This is a genomic window from Variovorax sp. GW458-11-26-14-LB1, from assembly GCF_059423965.1.
The window spans coordinates 45,436-69,753 of the sequence record NZ_JBWKYW010000036.1; the positions used below are offsets into that span (position 1 = coordinate 45,436).

The window sequence follows — 24,318 nt, forward strand, 5'->3', positions numbered from 1 at the left end:
TTTCTCTCCTGGTTGATCGCTCACATGCCCATGCCGCCGTCCACCGCGAGGCCCGCGCCGGTGATGAACCGGGCGGCATCGGAGCAGAGGAAGACCACCACGTCGGCCATGTCGCCGATCTCGCCGAGGCGGCCCAGCGGCGTCTGGCCGATGACATCGCCCACGGCGGCCTCGACGCTGGGCGCGAGCCCCGCGGCCACGATGTCGTTGGCGAGCTTCATGCCCATGTCGGTGGGCACGAGGCCGGGGTAGATGCAGTTGACGCGCACGCCGTAGCCCAGCTTGCCGGACTCCATGGCCGCCACGCGCGTGGCGCGGTCGACCGCCGACTTGGTGGCCGAATAACCGGCGATGGCGGGAAAGGCGATGGTGGCCGCGACCGACGCGATGTTGACCACCGCCCCGCCGCCGCCCGCGCTGCCGCCGGGGCGCATGGCGCGAAAGGCGTGCTTCATGCCCAGCAGCGTGCCGGCCACGTTCACGTCGAGCATGCGGCGCAGGTCGTCGCCGTCGACGTCGACCACCAGCGAGGTGATCTCGATGCCGGCGTTGTTCACCAGAATGTCGAAGCCGCCGAGCGCCTTCACCGTGGCTTCGGTGGCAGAGGCCCAGTCGCCGTCCTTCGTGACGTCGAGCGGGACGAAGCCCACCTTCGCCCCTTCGGCGGAGAGCCGCTGCGCGGTCTCCTTGCCCAGGTCGGCGAGCACGTCGCCGATCATCACCGACGCACCCGCCTGCGCCAACGCCTGGGCGATGCCCGCGCCAATGCCGCGCGCACCACCCGTCACCAGGGCCTTGCGCCCCGTCAAGTCGAACTTGGCCATCACTTGTCTCCTGTGGATATGTGTATGAGATGGAGCGGTCATGCTAGGAATCGACTTGACGAGTGTCAAGATTTTTTTTGACGACTGCCCAAATTTCGTAAAATGCCTCTGGAATGCACGTACGAGGGATTTCCCACGCCGCGTGCTATGGTTTGCAATCACCAGGAAACACAGCGGCCGGCACTCTGCGGCCTGGCTAGAAATGACCACTCATTCACGGGTAAAGAAGCACGCCGGACGGGTGCAGAAGGCACCGGCCGACAAGTTCGAGCAGCGCCGCGCCGAGCTCGGCGAAGCCGCCCTCACCACGCTGGCCACGCTCGGCTACGCGCGCACCAGCCTGCGCGAAATTGCGCAGAACTCCGAGTTCTCGCATGGCGTGCTGCACTACTACTTCAGCGACAAGGTCGACCTCATCGTCTGCAGCGTCAAGCAGTACAAGGCGCGCTGCGTCACGCGCTACGACCACGCGGTCGACACCGCCACCACCTACGACGAGCTCATGGAAGGCTTCCTGCAGAGCCTGGGCGACACGTTGCTGGGCGAAGGCCACGTGCACCGGCTCTGGTACGACCTGCGTTCGCAGGCGCTGTTCGAAGCGGCCTTCCACGACGACGTGGTGCAGATCGACAAGAGCCTCGAAGACATGATCTGGCGCATTATGAGCCGCTTCGCCGAACTCTCCGGCCAGGCGCCGGGCCTGCCGCCCTCGGCCTGCTACGCCCTCTTCGACGGGCTGTTCCTGCAGGCGCTGCTCAAGCACCTCTCGGGCGACACCAAGGCCATCGCCGACATGCAGGCCGACGTGCGGCAATCGATCGAGCGGCTGTTCGCCGCCCCCGCCGCAACCACCGCGCCGGCCTCCCGCAAGCGGCGCGCCTGACGCCGCCATGGCGCCGTTCAACACCGCCTACCGGCAGACGCTGCTCGCCGGGCGCCTCACCCTGGGCCTGATGACGCCGCTGGCGCGCCCGCCCGGCGCGATGGTCGACCCCGCGTCCGAACTGCAACTGGCCCGCCTGGCCGATACGCTCGGCTTTGCCGCGCTGTGGACGCGCGACGTGCCCGTGATGGTGCCGCAGGGCGAAGAGACCGCGGTGCTCGACGAGCCCTTCATCTGGCTCACCGCGCTGGCCGCCGCCACGCAGCGCATCGCGCTCGGCACCGCCGCAGCCGTGCTGCCGCTGCGCCATCCGCTGCACGTGGCCAAGGCCGCGCTCTCGCTCAACCGCCTGTCGAACGACCGTTTCATCCTCGGCCTGGGCTCGGGCGACCGCGAGGCCGAGTTCGCCATCTTCCAGCAGGACATCGCACTGCGCGGCGACGTCTTCCGCGAACGCTGGAACCTGGTGCGCTCGGCGCTCTCGCCCGATGCACAGGAGCGCGCCGCGCTGCACGAAGCCACCGGCGGCCACGACCTCATGGCGGCGCCCACCGCGCGCATCGGCATGCTGGTGGTGGGCTCGGCGCGCCAGTCGCTGCAATGGACCGCCGCCCACGCCGACGGCTGGGCCACCTACCACCGCGACGAGGCACGCCAGCAGGGCCGCATCGGCCTGTGGCAGACCGCGCTGCGCGAACGCGCGGGCGGCGAGGCCAAGCCCTTCATTCAATCGTTGCAGCTCGACCTGCTGGACGATGCCGACGCGCCCGCCGAGCCCATCGAGCTCGGCCTGCGCGCCGGACGCCATGCGCTCGTCGACTACCTCGACCGCATGGAAGACGCCGGCGTCGCGCACGTGCTGCTGAACCTCGCGCGCAGCAGCCAGCGGCCCGCGCAGGACGTGGTCGACGAACTCGGCCGCGAGGTGCTGCCGCGCCTGCAAGGCCATGCGCGCACACCGCCAGCCTGAGCCGTGCAGAATCCGGCGCTCGCCGTTGTCGCCCCTATTCCAAGGATTTTCCCCATGACCGATCTCTCGCACTTCCCCATCACGAAGAAATGGCCCGCGCAGCACCCCGAGCGCCTGCAGCTGTATTCGCTGCCCACGCCCAACGGCGTGAAGGTGTCGATCCTGCTGGAGGAAACCGGCCTGCCCTACGAGCCGCACCTCGTGAGGTTCGAGACCCAGGACCAGATGTCGCCGGAATTTTTGTCGCTCAACCCGAACAACAAGATCCCCGCCATCCTCGACCCGAACGGCCCGGGCGGCCAGCCGCTGGCGCTGTTCGAATCGGGTGCCATCCTGCTGTACCTCGCCGAGAAGACCGGCCAGTTCATCCCCAAGGACGCGGCGGCCCGCTACGAGACCATCCAGTGGGTGATGTTCCAGATGGGCGGCATCGGCCCGATGTTCGGCCAGCTCGGCTTCTTCAACAAGTTCGCCGGCAAGGACTACGAAGACAAGCGCCCGCGCGACCGCTACGTGGCCGAATCGAAGCGCCTGCTCGGCGTGCTCGACAAGCACCTTGCCGACCACGCATGGATCATGGGCGACACGTACACCATCGCCGACATCGCCACCTTCCCGTGGGTACGCAACCTGATCAGCTTCTACGAGGCCGGCGAGCTCGTGGGCTTCAGCGAGTTCAAGAACGTCGCGCGCGTGCTCGAGGCCTTCGTGGCGCGGCCCGCGGTGGTGAAGGGCCTGGGCATTCCGAAGCGGGGCTGAGGCCCCGGCAACAGCCCCTAGTTCGCGCTCAAGTCCATGAGCATCCGCGACAGCAGATAAAGCCGCGGCACCACGCTCTCGACCTCCGCGTATTCCTCCGGCGTGTGGATGCCGCCGCCCACGATGCCGAAGCCGTCGAGCACGGGCACGCCGACACCGGCCACGAGGCTGGCGTCGGCGGCGCCGCCGCTGCTCTCGATGGTGAGCTTCTTGCCGATCTCGCCGTAGATGCCCTCGGCCATGCGCACCAGCTTGTCCGATGCGGGCGAGCGCGGCATCGGCGGCAGGCCGCGCACGAGGCGCACGCGCACCTCGGTCTCGGGGATGAGCTTGTTCTGCGCGATGCGCGTGAGGTCCTTCTCGACGCGGTCGAGCTCCTCGGGCGTGGCGGCGCGCACGTCGCCCTTGGCGCTGGCCGACGCGGGGATCACGTTGGTCGGGCCGTTGGCCGTGAGCACCGTGAAATTGACCGTGGTCTTCTTAGCCGCATCGGCCACCTTCGACAGTTGCAGCACCTGGTGCGCGACTTCCATCGCGGCGTTGCGGCCCGCTTCGGGCGCGACGCCCGCGTGCGACGCGAGCCCCTTCACCTCGATGAGCGCCGTGGCCGAGCCCTTGCGCTCGACCACGAGGCCGTCCGCCGGGCGACCCGGCTCGAGGTTCAGCGCCACGTCGTGCTGCTTGGCCACGCGCTCGATGAGCGCGCTGGTGCCGACCGAGCCCGTTTCTTCATTGGTGTCGATCAGGAAGGTGATCTGGCCGTAGTCCTTGAATCCGATCTTCTGCAGGATCTTCAGCGCCTGCAGGCCGGCCACGACACCGCCCTTGTTGTCCATCACGCCGGGGCCGTAGGCGCGCCCGTCCTTGATGTAGAAGGGCTTGGCCGCGGCCGTGCCGTCCTTGAACACAGTGTCGATGTGGGCCAGGATGAGGATCTTCTTCTTGCCCTGGCCCGTGAGCGTCGCGACCAGGTTGGTACCCGGGTGCGGCTCGGCAGGAAAGCTCTCGATGCGCGCGTCGAGCTTGCGCAGTTCGTCAGCGACCATCTCGCGCACCTTGGCCAGGCCCTCGGTGTTGGTCGAGCCGGAGTCGATGTTGACCATGCGCTCCAACAGCTGCAGCGTCTCGTCCTTTTGCTGCGTGGCGGCGTCGAGCACGCCCTGGTGCGGCTTCTGGGCCATGGCGTTGACGGCGAGCAAGGCACTGGCCAGCACGGCGCCCTGGCAGGCGGCGCGCGTCCATGAACGCGGGGTGGAGCGAAGGTGCATGAGGAAGCCTGTTCTTTCTGTTGTGGAGGTTCGTTCGAAGCGAACCCCACACTAGCACCCGCTTCGCGAACGGGTCAAGCCGCGAGGCTCGGTGCCGGCGCCTCGGTGGCCTGCGCGATGCGCCCGGCCTTCATGTGGACGATGCGGTCGGCCACATGAAAGTAGCGGTCGTCGTGCGAGATGACCACCAGCGAGTGCCCCTTGGCGCGCAGCTCGGGCAGCAGCTCGGTGTAGAAAAGATGGCGAAAGGCCGGGTCCTGGTCGGCGGCCCATTCGTCGAACACCAGCACCGGCCGGCCTTCGAGGTACGCATGCACCAGCGCCAGCCGCTTGCGTTGGCCGGTCGACAGGTCGGTGGTGCTGAAGGCGCCGTTCTTCACCGACACCTTGTGCGCGATCTCCAGCCGTTGCAGGTAGGGCAAGGCGGTCTCGGGCAGCGCCTGGCGGCCGCCCTCTTCGCCGGCCACGAGGTCTTCGAACAGGTAGAAGTCGGAGAACACGGTGGTGAAGAGCTGGCGGTAGTCGTCGCGCGTCTGCGGCGTCACGGCCTTGCCGTCGAGCAGCAGCTCGCCATCCACCGGCGCGTACAGGCCCAGCAGCAGCTTGATGAGCGTGGTCTTGCCCGAGCCGTTGTCGCCGACGATGAAGACGATCTCGCGGCGGCCGATGCGCAAATCCACCGGGCCGAGCACGAAGGGCTCCGCGCCCTCCACCGCCGGGAACGCATAGCGCGCGCCGCGCAGCTCGATGGCGTCGTGCAGCACCGGCGTGGCGGGCGGCGCGTGCAGGTCCAGGTGCGGTTCGGGCGTGGCGAAGCGGGCCGACAGGTCACCGATGCGCTCGAAGGCCACCTTCGCGCGCCCCAGGTGCGGCAGCGCCGCCACCACCTGGTCGAGCGGCCCCTTCAAAAACAGCAGCACCAGCACGAAGCCGCTGAGCACGACCGGCGCGGTGTCGCGGAACGCGGCCCAGCCGAGGATGAGTGCAATCAGCAGGAAGAACAGCGCCGAGCCGAAGGACGAGGCGAGCACGAAGATGTTGATGGCACGCCGGTTGATGTCGTGGATGCGCTCGACCGTGTGCGCCACCTGCTGCTCGTACACCTTGGCGCGGCGCGCGCGGTGCATGCGCAGCTCCTTCGCGCCTTCGCTGATACCGCGGTAGGCCTTGTGCAGCGCCTCTTCCTGCTCGCGCGCCTTGAAGAAACCCGAGATGCCGCGCGCATGCGCCAGGCTCTGCACGGTGATGCCCACGAGCAGCGCCCCCAGCAGCAGGCCGAACAGCGGCGGCGAAAGCCACGCCAGGTAACCCAGGCAACCAAGGGAAACGGCCAGCGCGATCATGGTCGAGGCCAGCATGAAGGCCACGTCGCTGATCATGTCGACGTCCTGCGTGAGCACGGGCATCAGGCGGTGCATGCGGTAACGCTCGAGCGCATCGATCGGCGCCGCGAGGATCTTCAGCGCCAGACTCTTGCGCACTTGCGCCACGAGCCGCTGGCCGACCACGTTGTTCGACATGTCGGAGGTGGCGCGCCCGACCAGCGCCACCACGCACAGGCCGATGAAGGTCAGCAGCAGTCCGCCGGCCAGGCCGCCGGGGCGATGCAGCACCTGGTTGATGGTCGCCAGCAGCGCCACGGTCGCGATGCCCGCGCCGATGCCGGTCACGGTCGACAGCGCGATCCACGGGAAGTAGGGCCGCAACAGCCGGACGAGTTCGGACGCGGGGGCGCTGGCGGGTGTGAGGTTCATGCGGCGGACGGTTCGTTGCAAAGGGAGACGGGCTCCCTGCAATGACGTTCGGCGCGCCTGCTTGTTTAGCAGGAAGGCGCGGTGCCTATTGCAGCAGCGGCTGCGCCCCCGCCTCGCGCGCGGCCTCCACCACCGAGGCGCCGGCCAGCGCCCACAGCGTCAGGGCCTCGTCGAGCGCGCGCACGTGGCCCGGGTCCTGGCCGAGCCAGACCACGAGCTGCTCGGCGCGCTCGGGCGACGGTGCGTCGTGCAGCTCGCGAAAAAGCCGCCAGGCCATGTTGAAGGCCGGATCGGAAGGACGGTGTCTCGGGAAGCTCATGGGGATTCGCACGCCTGCACTGCTGTCGATGAGTGAGTAGACGCTCCGTGGGGCACGCTGTTTAGGCGCGGGGCCTGCGCAGACTAAATTTCCGGCCCGCCGGCGCGTCTTCTGCTGCATGCCTGTGCGCCTTCTTCTTCACGCCACCTTCGGCCCCGCCCCGTGATCCCGCTGCTCGCGCCGATCTTCCAGGGCGAGTGGGCGCCCTACGGCGAAACGCTGGCCTGCGCCCCGCACCCGCCGCCCGACGCCGTGCGCGTGGCCGACCTGCTGGCCGACCCGCCGCGCCTGCTGGCGCTGCTGCGCCTGAAGGCGCGCACGCTGAACATGCCGGAGCGCGACCTGCGCGCGGTCGCGTCCGCCTGGAGCATGAACTACCTGCACGCGCTGTTGCCGCCCGTGGCCGCCGCGGCGAGCCTGCTGCAGCACGGTTTTCCGGTCGCGCCCGAACAGGTCTGGGTCAGCCTCGACGACGCAGACGGCGACCCGGAGTGCTTCCACATCGTCGAGCTCGGCACGCCGTGCCCCGGCACCGATACGGCCGCGCGCTACGACGTGCTGCTGTGGACGCACCTCGCGCCCCTGTTCGCGCGGCTGACGCAGCTCACGCGGCTGGCGCCCAAGATCCTCTGGGGCAACGCCGTGCGCTACCTCGAGCCGGTGCTGGAAGAAGGCCTGCGCATGAGTGGCCAGGCGCCCGCCGTGGCCGCCGACCTCGAGCACCTGCTGCAACGCCCGACCTGGCCGCAACCGTGCGGCACGCTGCGCGACAACCCGATGTTCATGCCCGCGCGCCGCGGCGTGCGCGTGGCCGATCGCAGCGCGCCGCCGGTCACGCTGCACCGCCAGTGCTGCCTTTATTACCTCGTGCCGCGGCTGGGCTACTGCGGCGCGTGCCCGCTCTCGCCCGAGTTCGAACGGGAGCGCTGTGCAAGCACCGCCGACTAAACATCCGGCCGCAGCCCGCGTCTTCCTTCTGCATCCCACACATCGACCACACCCCGGAGGTTTTTGCTTGACCGCCCACGACACTGCATGGCGCTTTCACGCGCATCCCGAAAGCCGGGTGCTGGACGTCCGGCTGGAAGGCACCGCGCTCAAGGTCACGCCGCTCGACGGCGACCGCCACGGCAGCACCTGGGCCCTGCGCGCGCAGCCCGGCACGCCGCGCCTCGAATGGCTGGGCGCCTGCGCGGGCGAGCCTGACGAAGCGCACCTGCTGGCGGCGATCGAGGCGGCCTTCCAGCGCCACCCGGCCGCGCGGCAGCTCGCGCTGCAATCGCCGCTGCCGACCGGCACGCGTCTGGTGGACGCAGGCATCGTCACGCCGGCCGAGGGCGCGCTGCCCACGGTCGCACGCGAAGCCTTCTGGCAATGGCCGCGCGCCTGGCTGCCGCAGCCGCGCGAGCCCTTCGCCCAGCGCTTCGTCGTCACGCAGGGCAAGCGCCATCCGCTGCGCCCCGCCAAGCCGCAAGGCACCGTGTACCGCCGCCACATCCCGTGGCTGGGCCAGACGCTCACGCTCGACACGGTCGACATCGAACGCGACCTGCCCGCCTTCCACCGCTGGATGAACGACCCCGTGGTCGCGCATTTCTGGGAAGAAGAAGGCGACCTCGCGCGCCACCGCCAGTACCTGGAAGGCATCGCGGCCGACCCGCGCGTGACCGGCCTCGTCGGCCGCTTCGACGGCGAGGCCTTCGGCTACTTCGAGGCCTACTGGGCGAAGGAAGACCGCATCGCGCCCTTCTATGACGCGACCGACCATGACCGCGGGTGGCATGCGCTGGTGGGCGAGGCACGCTTTCGCGGCAAGCCCTTTCTCACGGCCTGGATGCCGTCGGTGTCGCACTACCTCTTCCTGGACGACCCGCGCACGCAGCGCCTGGTGATCGAGCCGCGCGCCGACAACGAAAAAATGATCCGGAGCCTGGGCCGCTGCGGCTACGCCCATGTGAAGGAGTTCGACTTTCCGCACAAGCGCGCCCTGCTGGGCGTGCTGTGGCGCGAGCGTTTCTTCGGCGAGGCGCTGTGGATTCCGCGCGCCGACCCCACCGCCGCTTCGCCGGCCCCGGCTCGTCGACACGAGCCATCCCTGGAGGACATCCATGCAAATCCATGACCTGATCGGCGTCGGCTTCGGCCCGTCCAACATCGCACTGGCCATCGCGCTCGACGAGAAGCGCCAGAAGGGCCACTTCGTCGATGCGCTGTTCATCGAGAAGCAGCCGGGCTTCGTCTGGCACCGCAACATGCTGCTGGACAACGCGCACATGCAGATCTCGTTCCTGAAGGACCTGGCCACGCTGCGCAATCCGTCCAGCCGCTTCACCTTCCTGAACTACCTGCACGAAAAGCAGCGCCTGCAGGACTTCATCAACCTCAAGACCTTCTTCCCGAGCCGCCACGAGTTCAACGACTACCTGGGCTGGGCCGCGGCGCAGTTCGAAGACCGCTGCGCCTACGGCGAGGCCGTGTTCGAGGTGGTGCCCGAGATGAAGGGCAACGAGGTCTCGCTGCTGCGCGTGCGCTCGCGCGACGCCAACGGCGCGGTGCGCGAGCGCCTGGCGCGCAACCTGGTGGTGAGCGTGGGCGGCGTGGCCAACATCCCGGCGCGCTTCCAGCCCCTGCGCGACGACGGCCGCGTGTTCCATTCGAGCACCTACCTGGAGGCCATCGCCCGCCACCCCGGCGCCGACCGCATCGCCATCGTGGGCGCGGGCCAGAGCGCGGCCGAGATCTTCATGGACCTGCAGTCGCACGCGGCCAAGCCGCAGGTCGACCTGATCATGCGGGCGCGCTCCATCAAGCCCTCGGACGACAGCCCGTTCGTGAACGAGATCTTCAACACCGACTTCACCGACTTCGTGTTCAACCGCTCGGTGAACGAGCGCGCCGAGCTGCTCGAGGAGTTCTGGCACACCAACTACGCCGCGCCCGACCTGGAGCTGATCCAGCAGATCTTCAACGTGTTCTACCGCCAGCGCGTGGCCGGCTCGACGCGCCACAGCTTCCTGCGGCGGCACGAGGTGTCGGCGGTGCGCGCCGCGCAGGACGGCATCCACCTGTCGCTGCACGACCTGAACACCGGCGCACGCCACGACAAGGCCTACGACGCCGTGGTGCTCGCCACCGGCTACGCCCGCGACGCGCACCGCACGCTGCTGGCACCGTTGGCGCCCTACCTGGGCGATTTCTCGGTCGACCGCGACTACCGCGTGCAGGGCACGCCGGCGCTGCGCCCGGGCATCTTCCTGCAGGGCGCCTGCGAGACCAGCCACGGCCTGAGCGACACGCTGCTGTCGGTCACCGCCATCCGCTCCGACGAGATCGGGCAGGCGCTGCTGAACGCCACGCCGCGGCACACGGCGCAGGCGCCGCAGGCCCCCGCCGCGGAGCGCCCCGCCCACGCCGCGCCCGTGGTCTAGCCACGGAAACGCCAGGCTTCGGTGCTACACTCAATAAGAATAGTTCTTATTCACCCCATCCCCGGGGTCACCGAAGCCAGCGCCCTCGCCTCCTCTTCACCGGCGCGCACCAGCCATCGGCCCAGGGGTCCTTTGTCGATGCTTGCGAGAAGGCGACCGGATGCGCGACCTCGTCCAGGAACTTGTGTCTCACTACGCGGACTTGCGCCGGCAGCTCACGCGCGACCTGCGCGATCCGCACCATGCGGCCGACATCGCGCAGTCCAGCTTCGAGCGCGTGTACACGCACACCCTCGGCCTGCGTGACGGTGCCGCCATCGAGTCGCCGCGCGCCCTGCTGTTCCGCGTGGCGCGCAACCTGTGCATCGACGAAGCCCGCCACCGCAAGGTGGCGCAGGAGTGGGCCGTCTCGCATGCCGTCGTGGGCACGCACCTCACGGCCCCCTCGTCCGAATACGTCGTGGCCCAGCACCGCGTGCTGCGCCGCGTGGTGGAAACCATGGAACAGCTGCCGCCGCGCCGGCGCGAGGTGTTCCTGCTGTTCCGCGCCTACGGCCATTCGCGCGCCGAGATCGCGCAGCGCCTGGGCATCACCGAGATGGCGGTCGCCAAGCACCTGCTGCGCGCCACCATCGACTGCTCGCGTGTGTTCGCCGAGCTGCGCCACGAACTGATCGAGCCGCAGGCGGTGAACAGCCACGCGGGCTTCGACACCGCACTGGCCGAAGACTTTTCATGAGCCGTGCGGCCACAGCGGTCGTTCCGCGTGAACGGCTGATCGAACGCGCGCTCGCGCTCATCGTCGAGGACGAGATCGCGCCGCCGAGCCCGGCCGCCAACAGCGCCCGGCTCGCGCTCGACCAGTGGCGCACGCGCTCGCCCGAACACGCCGCCGCCGTGCGCGAGGCGCGCGAGCGCTGGAACGCCCTGGGCGGCATGGCCGACGACCTGCGCGCGCACTTCGACGAGCCCACACCCGCACCGGCCCCGCGCAACCCCTCGCGCCGCAAGATGCTGCTGTCGGTCGCCGGGCTGCTCGGCGCCGGCGTGGTCGCGGGGCGCGGCGTGCAGTGGTACTGGCAGCAGCCCGTGTTCCAGGCGACGTACCGCACACCGAACGCGCGGATGCTCAAGGTCACGCTGGCCGATGCCGCCGATGCCTCGGCCGGCAGCCGCCTCGACCTCGCGCCCCAGAGCGCCGTCGACGTCACGCTCTACCGCCGCCGCCGCATGATCGACATGGCGCGTGGCGAAGTCCGCTTCGACGTGGCGCCCGACGCCGACCGTCCCTTCGTGGTGCGCACGCGCGAGGCGATCATCGAAGTGGTCGGTACCGCCTTCACCGTGCGCGACCGCGGCGGCCCGATCACCGTGGGCGTCGAGCACGGCCATGTGCGCGTGCAGGTGCTGCGCCACGCCGGCACCGAACGCAGCGGCGAAGTGGTCGACCTGCGCGCCGGCGACATGCTCGAGGTGCGCGACGGCCACGCCGACCCGGTGCGCCAGGCCGACACCGCCGCCCTCTCGGCCTGGCGCGACGGCTGGCTGGTGTTCGACAACACGCCGCTGGGCGACGCGCTGGCCGCGGTCAACAGCTACCGCAGCGCGCCCATCGTGGGCGCCGACGCCCGCATCGACGCGATGCGGCTCTCGGGGCGCTTTCGCACCAACGACTCGGCCGGCCTGCTCGACGCGCTGCCGGCCATCCTGCCGCTGGTGGCGGTGGCCCGGCCCGACGGCAGCGTGCGCCTGCAGGCGCGCTGACCTGGGCGTGCCCACGGGCGCGCCGCTCCCTTTTCCCGCTCGTTTTCGACCCGCATCGACGCGGCGGCCGATGCCTTGTCACGGGCCTGTCTCTCTTTTTCGAGTTCAAACGTCTTACATCCAGAAGCACCCCGCATCCGATCGACGGCTGCGGCGCGCCCCCGTTTCATGCCGCACCGATTTATTTGTCTGGAGCCTTCACCCATGCGTTTCTCGCCTCGCCACCGACTCCTGAGCGCCGCGCTTGCCGCTGCCTTCGGAACCGCCCTTGCCAGCTGGAGCGGCCTCGCCGCCGCCCAGGGCACCGACCAGGCCGCCGCCCCAGCGCGCGACATCAACGTGCCCGCCCAGCCGCTGGGCGCCGCGCTCAACGAGCTGTCGCGCCAGACCGGCGTGCAGGTGCTCGCCGCGGGTGACGTGGTCTCGGGCCTGGCCGCTCCGGCGGTGTCGGGCCGCCTGAGCTTCCAGCAGGCGCTCGACCGCCTGCTGGCCGGCAGCGGCCTCGTGGCGGTGCGCAACGGCCCCACGCGCGTCACCATCCAGCGCCAGAGCGCGGCCAGTGCTTCCACGCTGCCCGCCGTGACCGTGGCCGCGCAGGCCGCCACCGACGGCACCACCGAAGGCACGGGCTCGTACACCACGCGCGCCGCCGCCGGCGCCACGCGCATGGACCTGTCGCTGCGCGAAACGCCGCAGTCGGTCAGCGTCATCGGCCGCCAGCAGATCGACGACCAGAACCTCGTCACCCTCGAGGACGTGCTGCGCCAGACGCCCGGCATCGTGGCCGACCGCAACGACGAGCGCGTGACCTTCTCCTCGCGCGGCTTCGCCCTGAGCACCATGATCGACGGCGTGCCCACGCTGGGCTTCAACAGCGTGGCTGGCGAGTCGAGCATGATCAGCACCGCCTTCTACGACCGCGTCGAGGTGATCCGCGGCGCGGCCGGCCTGCTCAACGGCGTGGGCTCGCCTGGCGGCGCCATCAACCTCGTGCGCAAGCGCCCGACCTCCGAATTCGCCGGTCACATCTCGGGCGGCATCGGCAGCTGGAGCCGCTACAACGCCGAGATCGACGTGGGCGGCCCCCTCAACGCCGACGGCACCGTGCGCGGCCGCTTCATGGCCTCGCGCACCGACGGCAAGAGCTTCATCGAGAACAAGAAGCGCAGCGAGGACGCGCTGTACGGCATTCTCGAAGTCGACCTCGCGGCGGGCTCGCGCCTGTCGGTGGGCTTCGAGCACCAGAAGACCGCCATCGACGGCGCCAACTACGGCCAGAGCCCGCTGTTCTTCAGCAACGGCCAGCGCACCAACCTGCCGCGCTCGTTCAACTCCAGCGCGCCGTGGAGCTACTGGGACATGTACTCCGACAAGCTGTTCGCCAACCTCGACCAGCGCCTGGGCGCGGGCTGGCAGCTCAAGGTGGACGCCAGCTACCTCAAGAGCAAGCGCGAGCGCGCCTCGGGTGACCTGAGCATCTACCGCGCGATCAACGCGCGCACCGGCGCCTCCACCATCGACATCCGCGAGAACCCCGCCGAAGGTGCCAACAAGGCCCTCGACGTGCACCTGAAGGGCCCGTTCGAGGCTTTCGGCCAGACGCACGAGGCCGTGGTGGGCATGAGCTACAACACCTACGACGCCACGGTCTACACGCGCGGCGCCGTGCCGCGCATGATCGACCGCCGGCCGCTGAACTTCTACCAGCTGCAGAGCTTCCCCGAGCCGACCTCCTTCTCGTACCCGCTGTACACGGCGCCGCTGAACACCACCGAGAAAGCCATCTACGCCTCGACCCGCCTGAAGCTGGCCGAGCCGCTGTCGCTCATCGTCGGCGCGCGCGGCACCTGGTACAAGTCCGACGCGTCCACGCTCGACTGGACCACCTGGCGGCGCACCGGCGTGAGTTCGATGCGCGAGAACGGCGTGGTCACGCCCTACCTGGGCGTGGTGTTCGACGTGAGCAAGGAACTCTCGCTGTACGGCAGCTACACCGACATCTTCCAGCCCAACACGGTGCGCGACCGCAACAACTCGCTCATCGCACCACAGCGCGGCAAGAACATCGAGCTGGGCCTGAAGGGCGAGCACTTCGGCGGCAAGCTCAACACAAGCGCCGCGATCTTCAAGACGCGCGAGACCAACCTGGCCGTGATCGACACCGGCGCCGGCTCGCTGCTGCCCGACGGCGGCATTCCGTACCGCGCGGTGCAGGGCGCCAAGAGCAAGGGCTTCGAGCTCACCGCCGCCGGCGAAGTGCTGCCGGGCCTGCAGATGCTCGCGGGCTACACCTACCACGCCAAGCGCGATGCCGACGGCGTGCTGCTGAACCCGCAGTACCCGCGCCGCCTGTTCCGCGTCGCCACCAGCTACCGCCTGCCGGGCGAGTGGAGCAAGCTCACCGTCGGCGGCAGCGTGAGCTACCAGAGCGGCATCTACTACGACGAGTTCAACGAACTCGGCCGCGCCTCGCAAGGCGGCCTGACGCTGTTCGGCCTGATGGCGCGCTACGACATCAACAACCGCCTGAGCGCCTCGCTGCACATCGAGAACCTCGGCGACAAGCGCTACTACAACGGCCTGGGCGCCTACAACGGCTACACGCAGGGCAACCCGCGCAACGCCTGGCTGAAGCTCAGCTACAAGCTCTGACACGCACCAACGAACTGAAATAGGGCGGCACCGGCAGAAGGGTGCCCTTGACGCACGACCCGGCTTCCGGGTCGTGCGTTTTTTTATGCCCGGGCCTCAGGCCGCGAAGGCTTCGGCCTCGCTCAGTCGCTCGCCCAGTTGCGCCAGCAACACCGGGCTGCGCAGGATCGCATGGTGGTCCTCGTCGAGCGCCGCAGCGCTCGCGAGGTCCGGCCGCCCCAGCTGCAGCGCGAGCGCGGCGCGGTCCGCCGCCGGGCGCCGCGCGACCCACCAGCACTCGGCGCGACATCGCAGCGGCACGAGCGCCTCGGTCTCGATCGCCTTCAGCTGCTGGCTCACGAGGAAGATGCGGGCCAGCTCGTCGTCGGGCAGGTTCGCGTGCGCCGGCATCTCCAGCGCATCGCCACGGGCCTGCGCTTTCGCACGCGCCTGGGTGAGCAGCGCGGCCACAGTGGCTTCATCGCTGACGAAGTCGTCGATGTCCAGCAGTCCGTCCAGGCGCGCCGCCGGCCAGGCCGAGGCGATGAAATCGGCGAAGTCGCGGCGGCCGTCGTCGTCCACCGTCTGCAGGGGCGCGTCGGGCTCGGGCACATAGGGATCGACCAGACCGAGAAAGGCCACGGCCTGCCCTTCGGCCTCGAGCCGCGCGGCCACGGCCGCCGCGAGCGCACCGCCGAGCGACCAGCCCAGCAGGTGGTACGGCCCCTGCGGCTGCACGGCACGGACCATGCGGGCGTAGTCGTCGGCCATGCGCGCCAGCGACACGTCGCGGTGCGCGGGGTCAGCGAGCATGCGGCACGGCAGGCCGTACACGGTGCGCACGCCCTGCAGGCGGCGCGCCAGCGGCGCGTAGTCGTACACCGTGCCCAGCGCGGCGTGCAGGCAGAACAGCGGCGCCGCACCGGGCACCACGGCATTCAGCGCGACCAGCGACGACGCATCGGCACGCCCGCCCAGCAGCCCCGCGATGGTCGGCGCGCGCAGGAAGTCGTGCAGCTTCAGATCGAGCGCCGGCAGGCCCAGGCGGCGTGCCTGCGCCATCACCTTCAGGCTCAACAGCGAATCGCCGCCGAGTTCGAAGAAGTTGTCGTCGCGGCCCACGCGTGCCACGCCCAGCACCTCGGACCAGATGCGCGCGAGCGCCTGCTCGGCGCTGCCGCGCGGCGCGTCGTAGCCGTCGCCGCCGGCGAACACCGGCGCCGGCAGCGCATGGCGATCGACCTTGCCGCTCATGTTGAGCGGCAGCGTGTCGAGCACGACGATGGCCGCCGGCACCATGTGCTCGGGCAGCAGCGCCGCGAGGCCGGCGCGCAGCCGCGCAGGCTCGATGCGCTCGCCCGCCAGCGGCGACACATACGCCACCAGGCGCGCGCCGCCCGCGCCCTGGCTGGCGACCACCACCGCCTCGCGCACCTGCGGCAGCGCCAGCAGCTGCGCCTCGATCTCGCCGAGTTCGATGCGAAAGCCGCGGATCTTCACCTGGTGGTCGATGCGCCCCAGGTAGGCCATCTGCCCATCGGCCTCCCAGCGCACGAGGTCGCCCGTGCGATAGAGCCGGCCGCCCGGCGCGCCGAAGGGGTCGGCCACGAAGCGTTCGGCGCTCAGGCCCGCGCGCTGCAGGTAGCCGCGCGCCAGGCCGTCGCCGCCGAGGTACAGCTCGCCGGCCACGCCGGGCGGCACCTGGTTCATGGCGCCGTCGAGCACATAGGCCGTGCGGTCGCCCACGAGGCGGCCGATGGGCATGTAGGCCGCGTCGAAGCCCTCGCCCGGCGCGGCCTTGGCGATCATCGGCGTGATCACCGTCTCGGTCGGCCCGTAGCCGTTGACGATGCGCGGTGGCTTCAGCACCGACTGCACCAGCGCGAAGCTGGTGCGCGGCATCGCCTCGCCGCCCACGGTGTAGGAACGGATCGGCAGCCGGCTCGCGGCCTCGCCCATCAACTCGGCCATCTGGTGCAGGTAACCGGGCGTGAAGCAGGCGATGGTGATGCCGTGGCGGGCAATTTCGGCGCAGGTGCGCTCCACCGGCCAGACCTCTTCGTCGCGCGGCATCAACGCCGCGCCGAAGGCCAGCGGCACCCAGGTGCGCTCGTGCGCGCCGTCGAAGTTGATCGACGCGAACTGCAGCTCACGGTCGTCCGGCGTCATGCCGTAGGCCTCGCCGATGGACTGCACGTGCATGGCCAGCGGGCCATGCGCCACGGCCACGCCCTTGGGCTTTCCGGTCGAGCCTGAGGTGTAGATCACGTAGGCCAGGTGGTCGCGGTGCACCGCCACGCCGGGATCGTGCGACGGGCCGTTCGACAGGTCGAGCCTGTCGAGCGTCAGTGCCTTCACCTCGGGCAAGCCGATGCGGTCGAGCACGACGGCATCGTCGGCCAGCAGCAGCGCAACACCGCTGTCTTCCACCATGTAGGCCAGCCGCTGCGGCGGGTAGGCCGGGTCGAGCGGCACGTAGGCGCCGCCCGCTTTCAGGATCGCGAGCAGCGCCACGACCATGTCGGCCGAGCGCCGCACCGCAAGGCCCACGCGCACCTCGGGCCGCACACCCGCGCGCACGAGGTGGTGCGCCAGCCGGTTGGCGCGCGCCTCCAGCGCGGCGTAGCTCAGCGTGTGGTCGCCGAAGATCAGGGCCGTGGCCTCGGGCCGCAGCGCGGCCTGGCGTGCCACCAGCACATGCACCGGTGCGGTGTCTTGGTAGGCGGGCGCGTTCACGCCCCAGGCCTGCAGGCGCTGCGCCTCGTCGGCGGTGTGCAGGTCGAAGGCGACGACCGGGTGCGTGGCCGCCTGAGCGAGGTCGTCGGCCACGCGGCGCACCGCATCGTGCATGTACTGGCACACACGCGCGGCGCCCACCGCCGCATCGACCTGCGCGGTCAGCGCGAAGCCGTCGGCGCGTTCGTTCACCGACAGCGCGAAGGCGTAGTTCGAACGCTCCTGCGCGCCGAGCGTCTCGATGCCTTCCCAGCCGCCGGCACCGGCACCCGCCTCGGGCGCCTGCGCCACGTAGCGGTAGTTCAGCAGCGTCGAGAACAGCGGCGTGCCCTTGGGCACCGCGCTGCAACGCTGCGCGAGCGACAGGCTCGCGTGCTCGTGGTGCAGCAGGCCGGCCAGCGCGGCGTGCGTCTGGCGCACGCAGGCCAGCGCATGGCTGCGGCCCAGCGTCACGCGCAGCGGCAGCGTGTTGATCATCATGCCGAGCGCGCGCCCTGCGCCCTCGCCGCCTGCGAGCCGGCCAAACAGCACGGTGCCGAACACCACGTCGTCCTTGCCCGTGGTCTTGGCCAGCACCAGCGCCCACGCCAGGTGGAACAGCGTGGCCGCGCTCACGCCGCTGCGCTGTGCCTGCGTGCGCACGGTCTGCGCCAGCGCCGCGTCGAGTTCGAGGTGCGCTTCTTCCACCGCCGTGCCGTCGCCGCGCGCATCGAACAGGTCGAAGGGCGCGGTCGGTTCGCGCACGTCGCCGAGCATGCGGCGAAAGAAAGTCTCCTGCTCGGCCACGTCGGCGCCGAGCCGTGCCTGCGCGACAAAACTGCGGAACGGCACGGGCGCGGGCAGCGCATCCGCGCGGCCCTGCAGCAGCAGCGTGATCTCCTCGACCAGCAGGTCGCGCGACACATGGTCGAGCGCCAGGTGGTGGCTTGGCAACTGCAACAGCCAGCCGCCGCCCGCCGCGTCGTGCGCGGCAATGGCGCGCAGCATCGGCGCGCGGCGCACGTCGAGGCGGTAGTGGCCGGGGCGCACGTGGGCTTCGAGCTGCGCGGCGACATCGCCCGCAGCAGCATCGATAGCCAGCCATTCGATCTCGGCCGGCGCATGGCGGTGCACCACCTGCACCGGCTCCGCGAGCCCTTCCCACAGCACCGCGGTGCGCAGCATGTCGTGGCGCACGATGACGCGGTTCAGGCAGTCCATGAACGCGTTCAGCCGCGCCTGGCTGTCGAAGCGCATCTGCAGCGACTGCACGTAGACGTCGCCCTCGGCCTGCATCAGGTGATGGAACAGCAGGCCTTCCTGCAGCGGCGCGAGCGGGTAGATGTCCTGGATGTTGGCCGCGCCGCCGGGCACGGCGGCCTCGATGCGGCGCAGCTGCGCGTCGTCGAGTGTCACCAGCGGCAGCATCTGCGGCGTGAGCCGCGTGCAGCCTTCGGGAATCGCGTTGTCAGGCACCACCGGCACCGGGCGCGGCGAGGCGCCGGCCTCCAGCGTGGCGCGCGCGAAGTCGGCGAAGCGCGGGTTCTGGAACAGCGTGCGCACCTGCGCACCGAAGCCCTGCCGGCGCAGCCGCTCGAGCAGCTGCATGGCCAGCAGCGAGTGGCCGCCGAGTTCGAAGAAGTTGTCGTTGCGGCCCACGCGCGGCGCGCCCAGCACCTCGGCCCACACGGCGGCCATCGCCTCCTCGGCCGCGCCCTGCGGCGCTTCCCAACTGTCGGCTGTAGCAACGAACACGGGCTCGGGCAGCGCGGCGCGGTCGACCTTGCCGTTGGCGTTCAGCGGCAGCGCCGCGAGCACCGTGATCGCCGACGGCACCATGTACTCGGGCAGCACCTGCGCCAGCCCGTCGCGCAGCGTGAAGGCCTCGACCGGGCGTTGCGCGTCGAGGCTCGACACGTAGGCCAGCAACAGCGCCCCGCCTGCACGCTCGCGCGCGACCACCACGGCCTCGCGCACGCCGGGCTGCGCGCGCAGCCGCGCCTCGACCTCGCCGAGCTCGATGCGGAAACCGCGCACCTTCACCTGGTGATCGAGCCGTCCCAGGTATTCGAGCTGTCCGTCAGCGCGCCAGCGCACGAGGTCGCCCGTGCGGTACAGGCGCCCGCCGTTCGCATCGAAGGGGTCGGCCACGAAGCGCTCGGCGCTCAGGCCGGCGCGGTTCAGGTAGCCGCGCGCCAGCCCCGAACCGCCGAGGTACAGCTCGCCGGCCATGCCGGGCGGCACCAGGTTCATGTCGGTGTCGAGCACCACGGCGCGGCGGTCGCCCACGGGCGCGCCGATGGGCAGATAGGCCGCGTCGAAGGTGGTGCCGGCATAGGCCTTGGCGATGGTTGGCGTGATCACCGTCTCGGTCGGGCCGTAGCCATTGATGAGGCGTGGCGGCTGCAGGGTCTGCATCACGCGCTCACAGGCCACGCGGCCCATGGCCTCGCCGCCCACGGTGTACGAGCGCAGCGTGGGCACGCGCCCGTCCTCGCCGAGTTCGTCGGCCATCTGCTGCAGGTAACCGGGCGTGAAGCATGCGACGGTGATGCCGTGGCGGCGCATCTCTTCGCGGCTGCGGTGCACGGTCCACAGCTCCTGGCTGCGCGGCATCAGCGTGGCGCCGAAGGCCAGCGGCGTCCAGATGCGCTCGTGCGCACCGTCGAAGTTGATCGATGCGAACTGCAGCTCGCGGTCTTCGGGCGTCATGCCGTAGGCGCGACCGATGGTCTGGATGTGCATGCTCAACGGGCCATGCGCCACGGCCACGCCCTTGGGCTGGCCGGTGGAGCCCGAGGTGTAGATCACATAGGCCAGGTGCTCGGGATGCACCGCGACATCGGGTGCACCCTCGGGGCCGCTGTCGAGCACGCCGCCGTCGAGCAGCAGCGCGGGCAGCGCCTGCATCGACGCGCCCAGCCGCTCGCGCACGCGCGCCTGCGTGAGCAGCAGCCGCACGCCGCTGTCGGCCGCCATGAAGTCGAGTCGGTCGGGCGGGTAGTCCGGGTCGAGCGGCACATAGGCCGCGCCCGCTTTCAGCACGCCGAGCAGCGCCACCACCATCTCGGGCGAACGCTCCACCGCGAGGCCGATGCGGTCCTCGGGCTGCACGCCCTGCGCGATGAGGGCGTGCGCGAGCCGGTTGGCACGCCGATCGAAATCGCGGAAGCACATCGGCACGCCATCGACGATCAGCGCCGTGGCTTCGGGCCGCAACGCGGCCTGGCGCTCGACGAGGCGGTGCACGGGCACCTCGTCCCAGTCGGTGTCCCGGCCCTCGCCCCATTCGCGCAGCTGGGCATGCTCCTGCGGACCGAGCAGCGCCACCTCGCGCAGCGTGCGCGACGGGTCGTCGGCCAGCTGGCGCAGCACCGCGACGTAGTGCGCGGCCATGCGCTCGATGGTGGCGGTCTCGAAGATCGCGCGGGCGTAGGTGAAGCTCAGGCCGAGCGTGCCGTCGGCCTGCTCCAGCGTGTCGAGCGCGAGTTCGAAAGGCGCCGCCTGTTCATCGAGTTCGCAGGGTTCGATGCGCAGGCCTTCAAGCCGGTCGAGCGCGCCCAGGTCCTGCTGCCGGTAGTTGAAGATCACCTGGAACAGTGGCGGGTGGCTCAGGCTGCGCTCGGGCTGCAGCGCCTCGACCAGCTGCTCGAACGGCAGGTCCTGGTGCGCCTGTGCGCCCAGCGCCGCCTCGCGCGCCTGTGCCAACGCCTGGGCCAGCGTGGTGTGGCCGGCCAGCTCGGCGCGCAGCACCTGCGTGTTGACGAACAGGCCGAGGATGCCGGCCGTCTCGGGCCGGTCGCGGTTGGCCACGGGCACGCCGAGCCGGATGTCCCCCTGGCCCGTGTAGCGGTGCAGCAGCGCCTGGAAACCGGCCAGCAGCACCATGAAGAGCGTCGCGCCCTCGGCGCTCGCGCGGCGGCGCAGTGCCTGTGCCAGTTCGCCCGGCAACTCGAGCCGATGGCGCGCGGCCAGGTACGGCCCCTGCGGCGGACGCGCGCGGTCAGCAGGCAGTTGCAGCAGCGACTGCTCGCCGCCGAGCCGCTCGGTCCAGTAGGCGAGCTGGCGTTCGCCCTCGCCCGCTTCGAGCCAGTTGCGCTGCCAGGCGGCGTAGTCGGCGTATTGCAACGCCGGCGCGGCGAGCACGGCGGCGTCGTTCCCTTGACGGTGCGCCTGGTACAGCGCGCCGAAGTCGTCGACCAGCAGCTGCATCGACCAGCCGTCGGACACGATGTGGTGCATCACCAGCACCAGCAGGTGCGCGGTCTCGCCGGTGCGCAGCAGGCCCACGCGCAGCAGCGGGCCGTTCGCCAGGTCGAAGGGCGTGCGCACGAGGCGCGCGGCCTCGTCGCGCACCTGCGCGGGGTGGGCGCGCAGATCGGCTTCGCGCAGGTCGAGCACCGCCTCGGGCGACACGGTCTGCTGCGGCACGCCGTCGTCGCTCACGCCGAAGCGCGTGCGCAGCGACGGATGCCGCGCCACCAGCGCCTGCAGGCTCGCGCGCAGCGCCGCATGGTCGAGCGCGCCGTGCAGCGTGAGCGCGGCCGTGATGTGCTGCGCGGTGCTTTCGGGGTCCATCTGCCAGAGGAACCACTGACGCGCCTGCGCGTACGAGGCGGGCCGCGGCGCACCGGGCACGGCGGCCGGGTCGGGCACGATCGGCAGGCGGCCGAAATCGATGCCCTGCGCACGCAACGCGGCGATGAATTCCTTCTGCCGCGCCGGTGGCAAACCTGCCAGCCGTTGGGCGATGGCCCTGCCGCGTTCGCTGCTACTGCTACTGCTCACTCAACCCCCCAGACTTTCCAACAATGCATCCATGCGATCGAGATCGCTCTCGGCCTGCGCGGCCTGCTGCGCCTGCGCCGGCCCTTGCGCGTCGAGCGCCTGCGCGCACGCCGCCAGGTCGGGCAGCTCGAAGTAACGCTGCAGCGGCAGGTCGATGCCCATCTGTGCCTTGACCTGCTGCCGCAGCTTGAGCACCGCGAGCGAATGCCCGCCGAGCTCGAAGAAGTTGTCGCCGCGCCCCACGCGCGACAGCCCCAGCACCTGCGCCCACAGACCCGCCAGCGCGGTTTCGGTGGCGCCCTGCGGCGGCACGTGGGCACGCGCTTCCGCGGCTTCGGGCGGTGGCAGCGCATGCCGGTCGACCTTGCCGTTGGCGTTCAGCGGCAACCCCTGCGGCATCGCGACGATGACGCTCGGCACCATGTAGTCGGGCAGCGCCGCCGCCAGCCCCGCACGCAACGCCGCGGGGCGCAGCGGCTGGCCTTCGGCGCCGGCCGCATAGGCCACCAGCCGCGCACCGCCCGGTCCTTCCTGCGCCAGCACCAGGGCCTGTCGCACGCCGGGCTGCGCGAGCAGCTGCGCCTCGACCTCGCCGAGTTCGATGCGAAAGCCCCTCACCTTCACCTGGTGGTCGAGCCGGCCGAGGTACTCGAGCTGGCCGTCGCCACGCCAGCGCACGAGATCACCGGTGCGGTAGAGCCGCCCGCCGTGCCCGTCGAACGGGTCGGCGACGAAGCGCTGTGCCGTCAGGCTGGCGCGGCGCAGGTAGCCGCGCGCCAGCACCTCGGCGCCCACGCACAGCTCGCCGGCCACGCCGACGGGCACGGGGTTCAGTTGCGCGTCGAGCACATGCAGTCGCGCACTCGATGCGGGCGTGCCGATGGGCGGCAGGTCGTCAGGGCCCGCACCATCGAGCACGAACTCGCTCACCACATGCGTCTCGGTCGGCCCGTACTGGTTGATGAGCGTGCACTGCGATTCGCGCGCCAGCCACTCGGCCAGCGCGGGCGTGCGCTTGAGCTGCTCGCCCGCCGTGAGGATCTGCCGCAGCGCCGGCAGCCGTCGGCCCGAGGCCAGCGACTGTTCGGCGAAATGCTGCAGCACCGAGAAGGTGAGGAACATGCGTTCGACGCCTTCTCCGTGCACCAACGCCTCGAGCGCATCGAGGTCGAGCCGCTGCGCGTCGGTGGTCTGCACGAGGCAACCGCCGCCGGCCAGCCCGCTGACCATTTCCTGGAACGCCACGTCGAAGCACGGCGAGGCGAACAGCAGCGTGCGGCTCGCGCCCGGCAGGCGTTGCAGCTGCCACGCGATGAGGCGCGCCACCGCGTCGTGGCGCATCGCCACGCCCTTGGGGCGGCCGGTGGAGCCCGAGGTGTAGAGCACATAGGCCAGTTGCTCGCCATGCACCGGCACCGCCGGGTCGTGGTCGGGCCAGGCGGCCATGCCGTCGTCGGCCGCGTCGAGGTCGAAGGCCAGCCGCTGCACGCTCGCTGCGTCGGGCAGGCGCGGCATCAGCGCGCGGCGCGTGAGCAGCAGCGAAGCGCCGCTGTCCTCGACCATGTAGGCCAGCCGCTCGGGCGGGAACGCCGGGTCGAGCGGCACATAGGCGCCGCCGGCCTTGAGCACGGCGAGCAGGCCGACGACGGTTTCGGCCGAGCGATCGACGGCGATTGCAACCGGCATGTCGGGCCGCACGCCCTGCGCGATCAGGCGATGCGCCCAGCGGTTGGCGAGGCGGTTGAGTGCGGCGTAGGTGAGGCGATGGTCGGCCGTGACGAGTGCCAGCGCGTCGGGGTTCGCCTTCGCCTGCTGTTCGATGAGGTGGTGGACGGGCACGACCTTTTGCGGCGTGAATGCGCCGCGCGACCATGACGACAACCGCTTGCGCTCGGCCGCATCGGCCAACGTCAGCTGGCCCACGGCCTGCGCCGCATCGCCGGCCAACGCCAGCAGCGCCGCGCGCAACTGGCCCACGAGCGCGGCGGCCTGCGCCTCGTCGCACACGTCGAGCGCATGCACGAGGTCGATGTGCAGCGCCGCATCGTCATGCACCATCAGCGTCAGCGGGTACGAGGTTTCTTCCTTCGTGTGCACCGCGCCGAAGCTCAGGCCGGCCGCAGCATCGCCACGCAAGGCCGCATCGACCGGGTAGTTCTCGAACACCACCAGCGTGTCGAACAGGCCCTGCCCGCCCAGCCCACCCCCGGGCGGG

General features: G+C 70.7%; 15 protein-coding genes. 9 read left to right on the forward strand and 6 right to left on the reverse strand.

The window, feature by feature from the left end:
- Window positions 1–20: 20 nt before the first annotated feature.
- Complete coding sequence (locus tag AC07YS_RS21810; protein WP_369629680.1) at window positions 21–824, reverse strand: SDR family NAD(P)-dependent oxidoreductase; 804 nt, start codon at window positions 822–824, stop codon at window positions 21–23.
- Window positions 825–1,026: 202 nt separating this feature from the next.
- On the opposite strand from AC07YS_RS21810, the gene AC07YS_RS21815 reads away from it, so the two are divergent.
- Genes AC07YS_RS21815 through AC07YS_RS21825 form a run of 3 tightly spaced genes read left to right on the forward strand, consistent with a single transcriptional unit; the run spans window position 1,027 to window position 3,436 of the window.
- Window positions 1,027–1,707 (forward strand): TetR/AcrR family transcriptional regulator, encoded by a 681-nt coding sequence (locus tag AC07YS_RS21815; RefSeq protein WP_307587337.1) that lies wholly within the window; start codon window positions 1,027–1,029, stop codon window positions 1,705–1,707.
- A 7-nt stretch (window positions 1,708–1,714) separates the two neighbouring features.
- Entirely contained in the window at window positions 1,715–2,677 is a 963-nt protein-coding gene (locus AC07YS_RS21820) for a TIGR03571 family LLM class oxidoreductase (RefSeq protein ID WP_495269069.1), read from the forward strand.
- Window positions 2,678–2,731: 54 nt separating this feature from the next.
- Window positions 2,732–3,436 (forward strand): glutathione S-transferase N-terminal domain-containing protein, encoded by a 705-nt coding sequence (locus tag AC07YS_RS21825; protein WP_495269070.1) that lies wholly within the window; start codon window positions 2,732–2,734, stop codon window positions 3,434–3,436.
- A gap of 17 nt (window positions 3,437–3,453) precedes the next feature.
- On the opposite strand, the gene AC07YS_RS21830 is transcribed toward AC07YS_RS21825, so the two are convergent.
- From AC07YS_RS21830 to AC07YS_RS21840, 3 genes are all read right to left on the reverse strand, one after another.
- Complete coding sequence (locus AC07YS_RS21830; RefSeq protein ID WP_062469846.1) at window positions 3,454–4,704, reverse strand: glutamate carboxypeptidase; 1,251 nt, start codon at window positions 4,702–4,704, stop codon at window positions 3,454–3,456.
- Between the two features lie 74 nt (window positions 4,705–4,778).
- Window positions 4,779–6,458 carry a cyclic peptide export ABC transporter gene (locus AC07YS_RS21835; RefSeq protein WP_495269071.1) on the reverse strand — a complete coding sequence of 560 codons (1,680 nt, stop codon included), beginning with the start codon at window positions 6,456–6,458 and terminating at the stop codon, window positions 4,779–4,781.
- 85 nt (window positions 6,459–6,543) lie between these two features.
- Complete coding sequence (locus AC07YS_RS21840) at window positions 6,544–6,777, reverse strand: hypothetical protein (protein ID WP_495269072.1); 234 nt, start codon at window positions 6,775–6,777, stop codon at window positions 6,544–6,546.
- 162 nt (window positions 6,778–6,939) lie between these two features.
- Here AC07YS_RS21840 and fhuF point away from each other — a divergent pair, with 162 nt between their 5' ends.
- From fhuF to AC07YS_RS21870, 6 genes are all read left to right on the forward strand, one after another.
- Window positions 6,940–7,725, forward strand: coding sequence for a siderophore-iron reductase FhuF (gene fhuF, locus AC07YS_RS21845; RefSeq protein ID WP_495269073.1), 786 nt, complete (start codon window positions 6,940–6,942; stop codon window positions 7,723–7,725).
- A 67-nt stretch (window positions 7,726–7,792) separates the two neighbouring features.
- Entirely contained in the window at window positions 7,793–8,899 is a 1,107-nt protein-coding gene (locus AC07YS_RS21850; RefSeq protein WP_495269074.1) for a GNAT family N-acetyltransferase, read from the forward strand.
- Window positions 8,886–10,205, forward strand: a complete 1,320-nt coding sequence (locus AC07YS_RS21855; RefSeq protein ID WP_495269075.1) for a lysine N(6)-hydroxylase/L-ornithine N(5)-oxygenase family protein — start codon at window positions 8,886–8,888, stop codon at window positions 10,203–10,205. The genes AC07YS_RS21850 and AC07YS_RS21855 overlap by 14 nt, the downstream gene beginning before the upstream one ends.
- A gap of 160 nt (window positions 10,206–10,365) precedes the next feature.
- The gene (locus tag AC07YS_RS21860) at window positions 10,366–10,944 is read left to right on the forward strand and encodes an RNA polymerase sigma factor (RefSeq protein WP_070062439.1); all 579 of its coding nucleotides are present in this window, start codon (window positions 10,366–10,368) and stop codon (window positions 10,942–10,944) included.
- Window positions 10,941–11,969: a FecR family protein gene (locus AC07YS_RS21865; RefSeq protein WP_070062438.1), complete on the forward strand. Its 1,029-nt coding sequence runs from the start codon at window positions 10,941–10,943 to the stop codon at window positions 11,967–11,969. Before AC07YS_RS21860 ends, AC07YS_RS21865 begins: the two co-directional genes overlap by 4 nt.
- 204 nt (window positions 11,970–12,173) lie before the next feature.
- Complete coding sequence (locus tag AC07YS_RS21870; protein ID WP_495269076.1) at window positions 12,174–14,621, forward strand: TonB-dependent siderophore receptor; 2,448 nt, start codon at window positions 12,174–12,176, stop codon at window positions 14,619–14,621.
- 96 nt (window positions 14,622–14,717) lie between these two features.
- Here the strand turns inward: AC07YS_RS21870 and AC07YS_RS21875 are convergent, their stop codons facing one another.
- Both AC07YS_RS21875 and AC07YS_RS21880 read right to left on the reverse strand, forming a co-directional pair.
- The gene (locus AC07YS_RS21875) at window positions 14,718–22,103 is read right to left on the reverse strand and encodes an amino acid adenylation domain-containing protein (protein ID WP_495269077.1); all 7,386 of its coding nucleotides are present in this window, start codon (window positions 22,101–22,103) and stop codon (window positions 14,718–14,720) included.
- Window positions 22,104–24,318: amino acid adenylation domain-containing protein (locus tag AC07YS_RS21880; RefSeq protein WP_495275730.1), on the reverse strand; the 2,215-nt coding region annotated here is incomplete at its 5' end. It lies immediately after the preceding gene.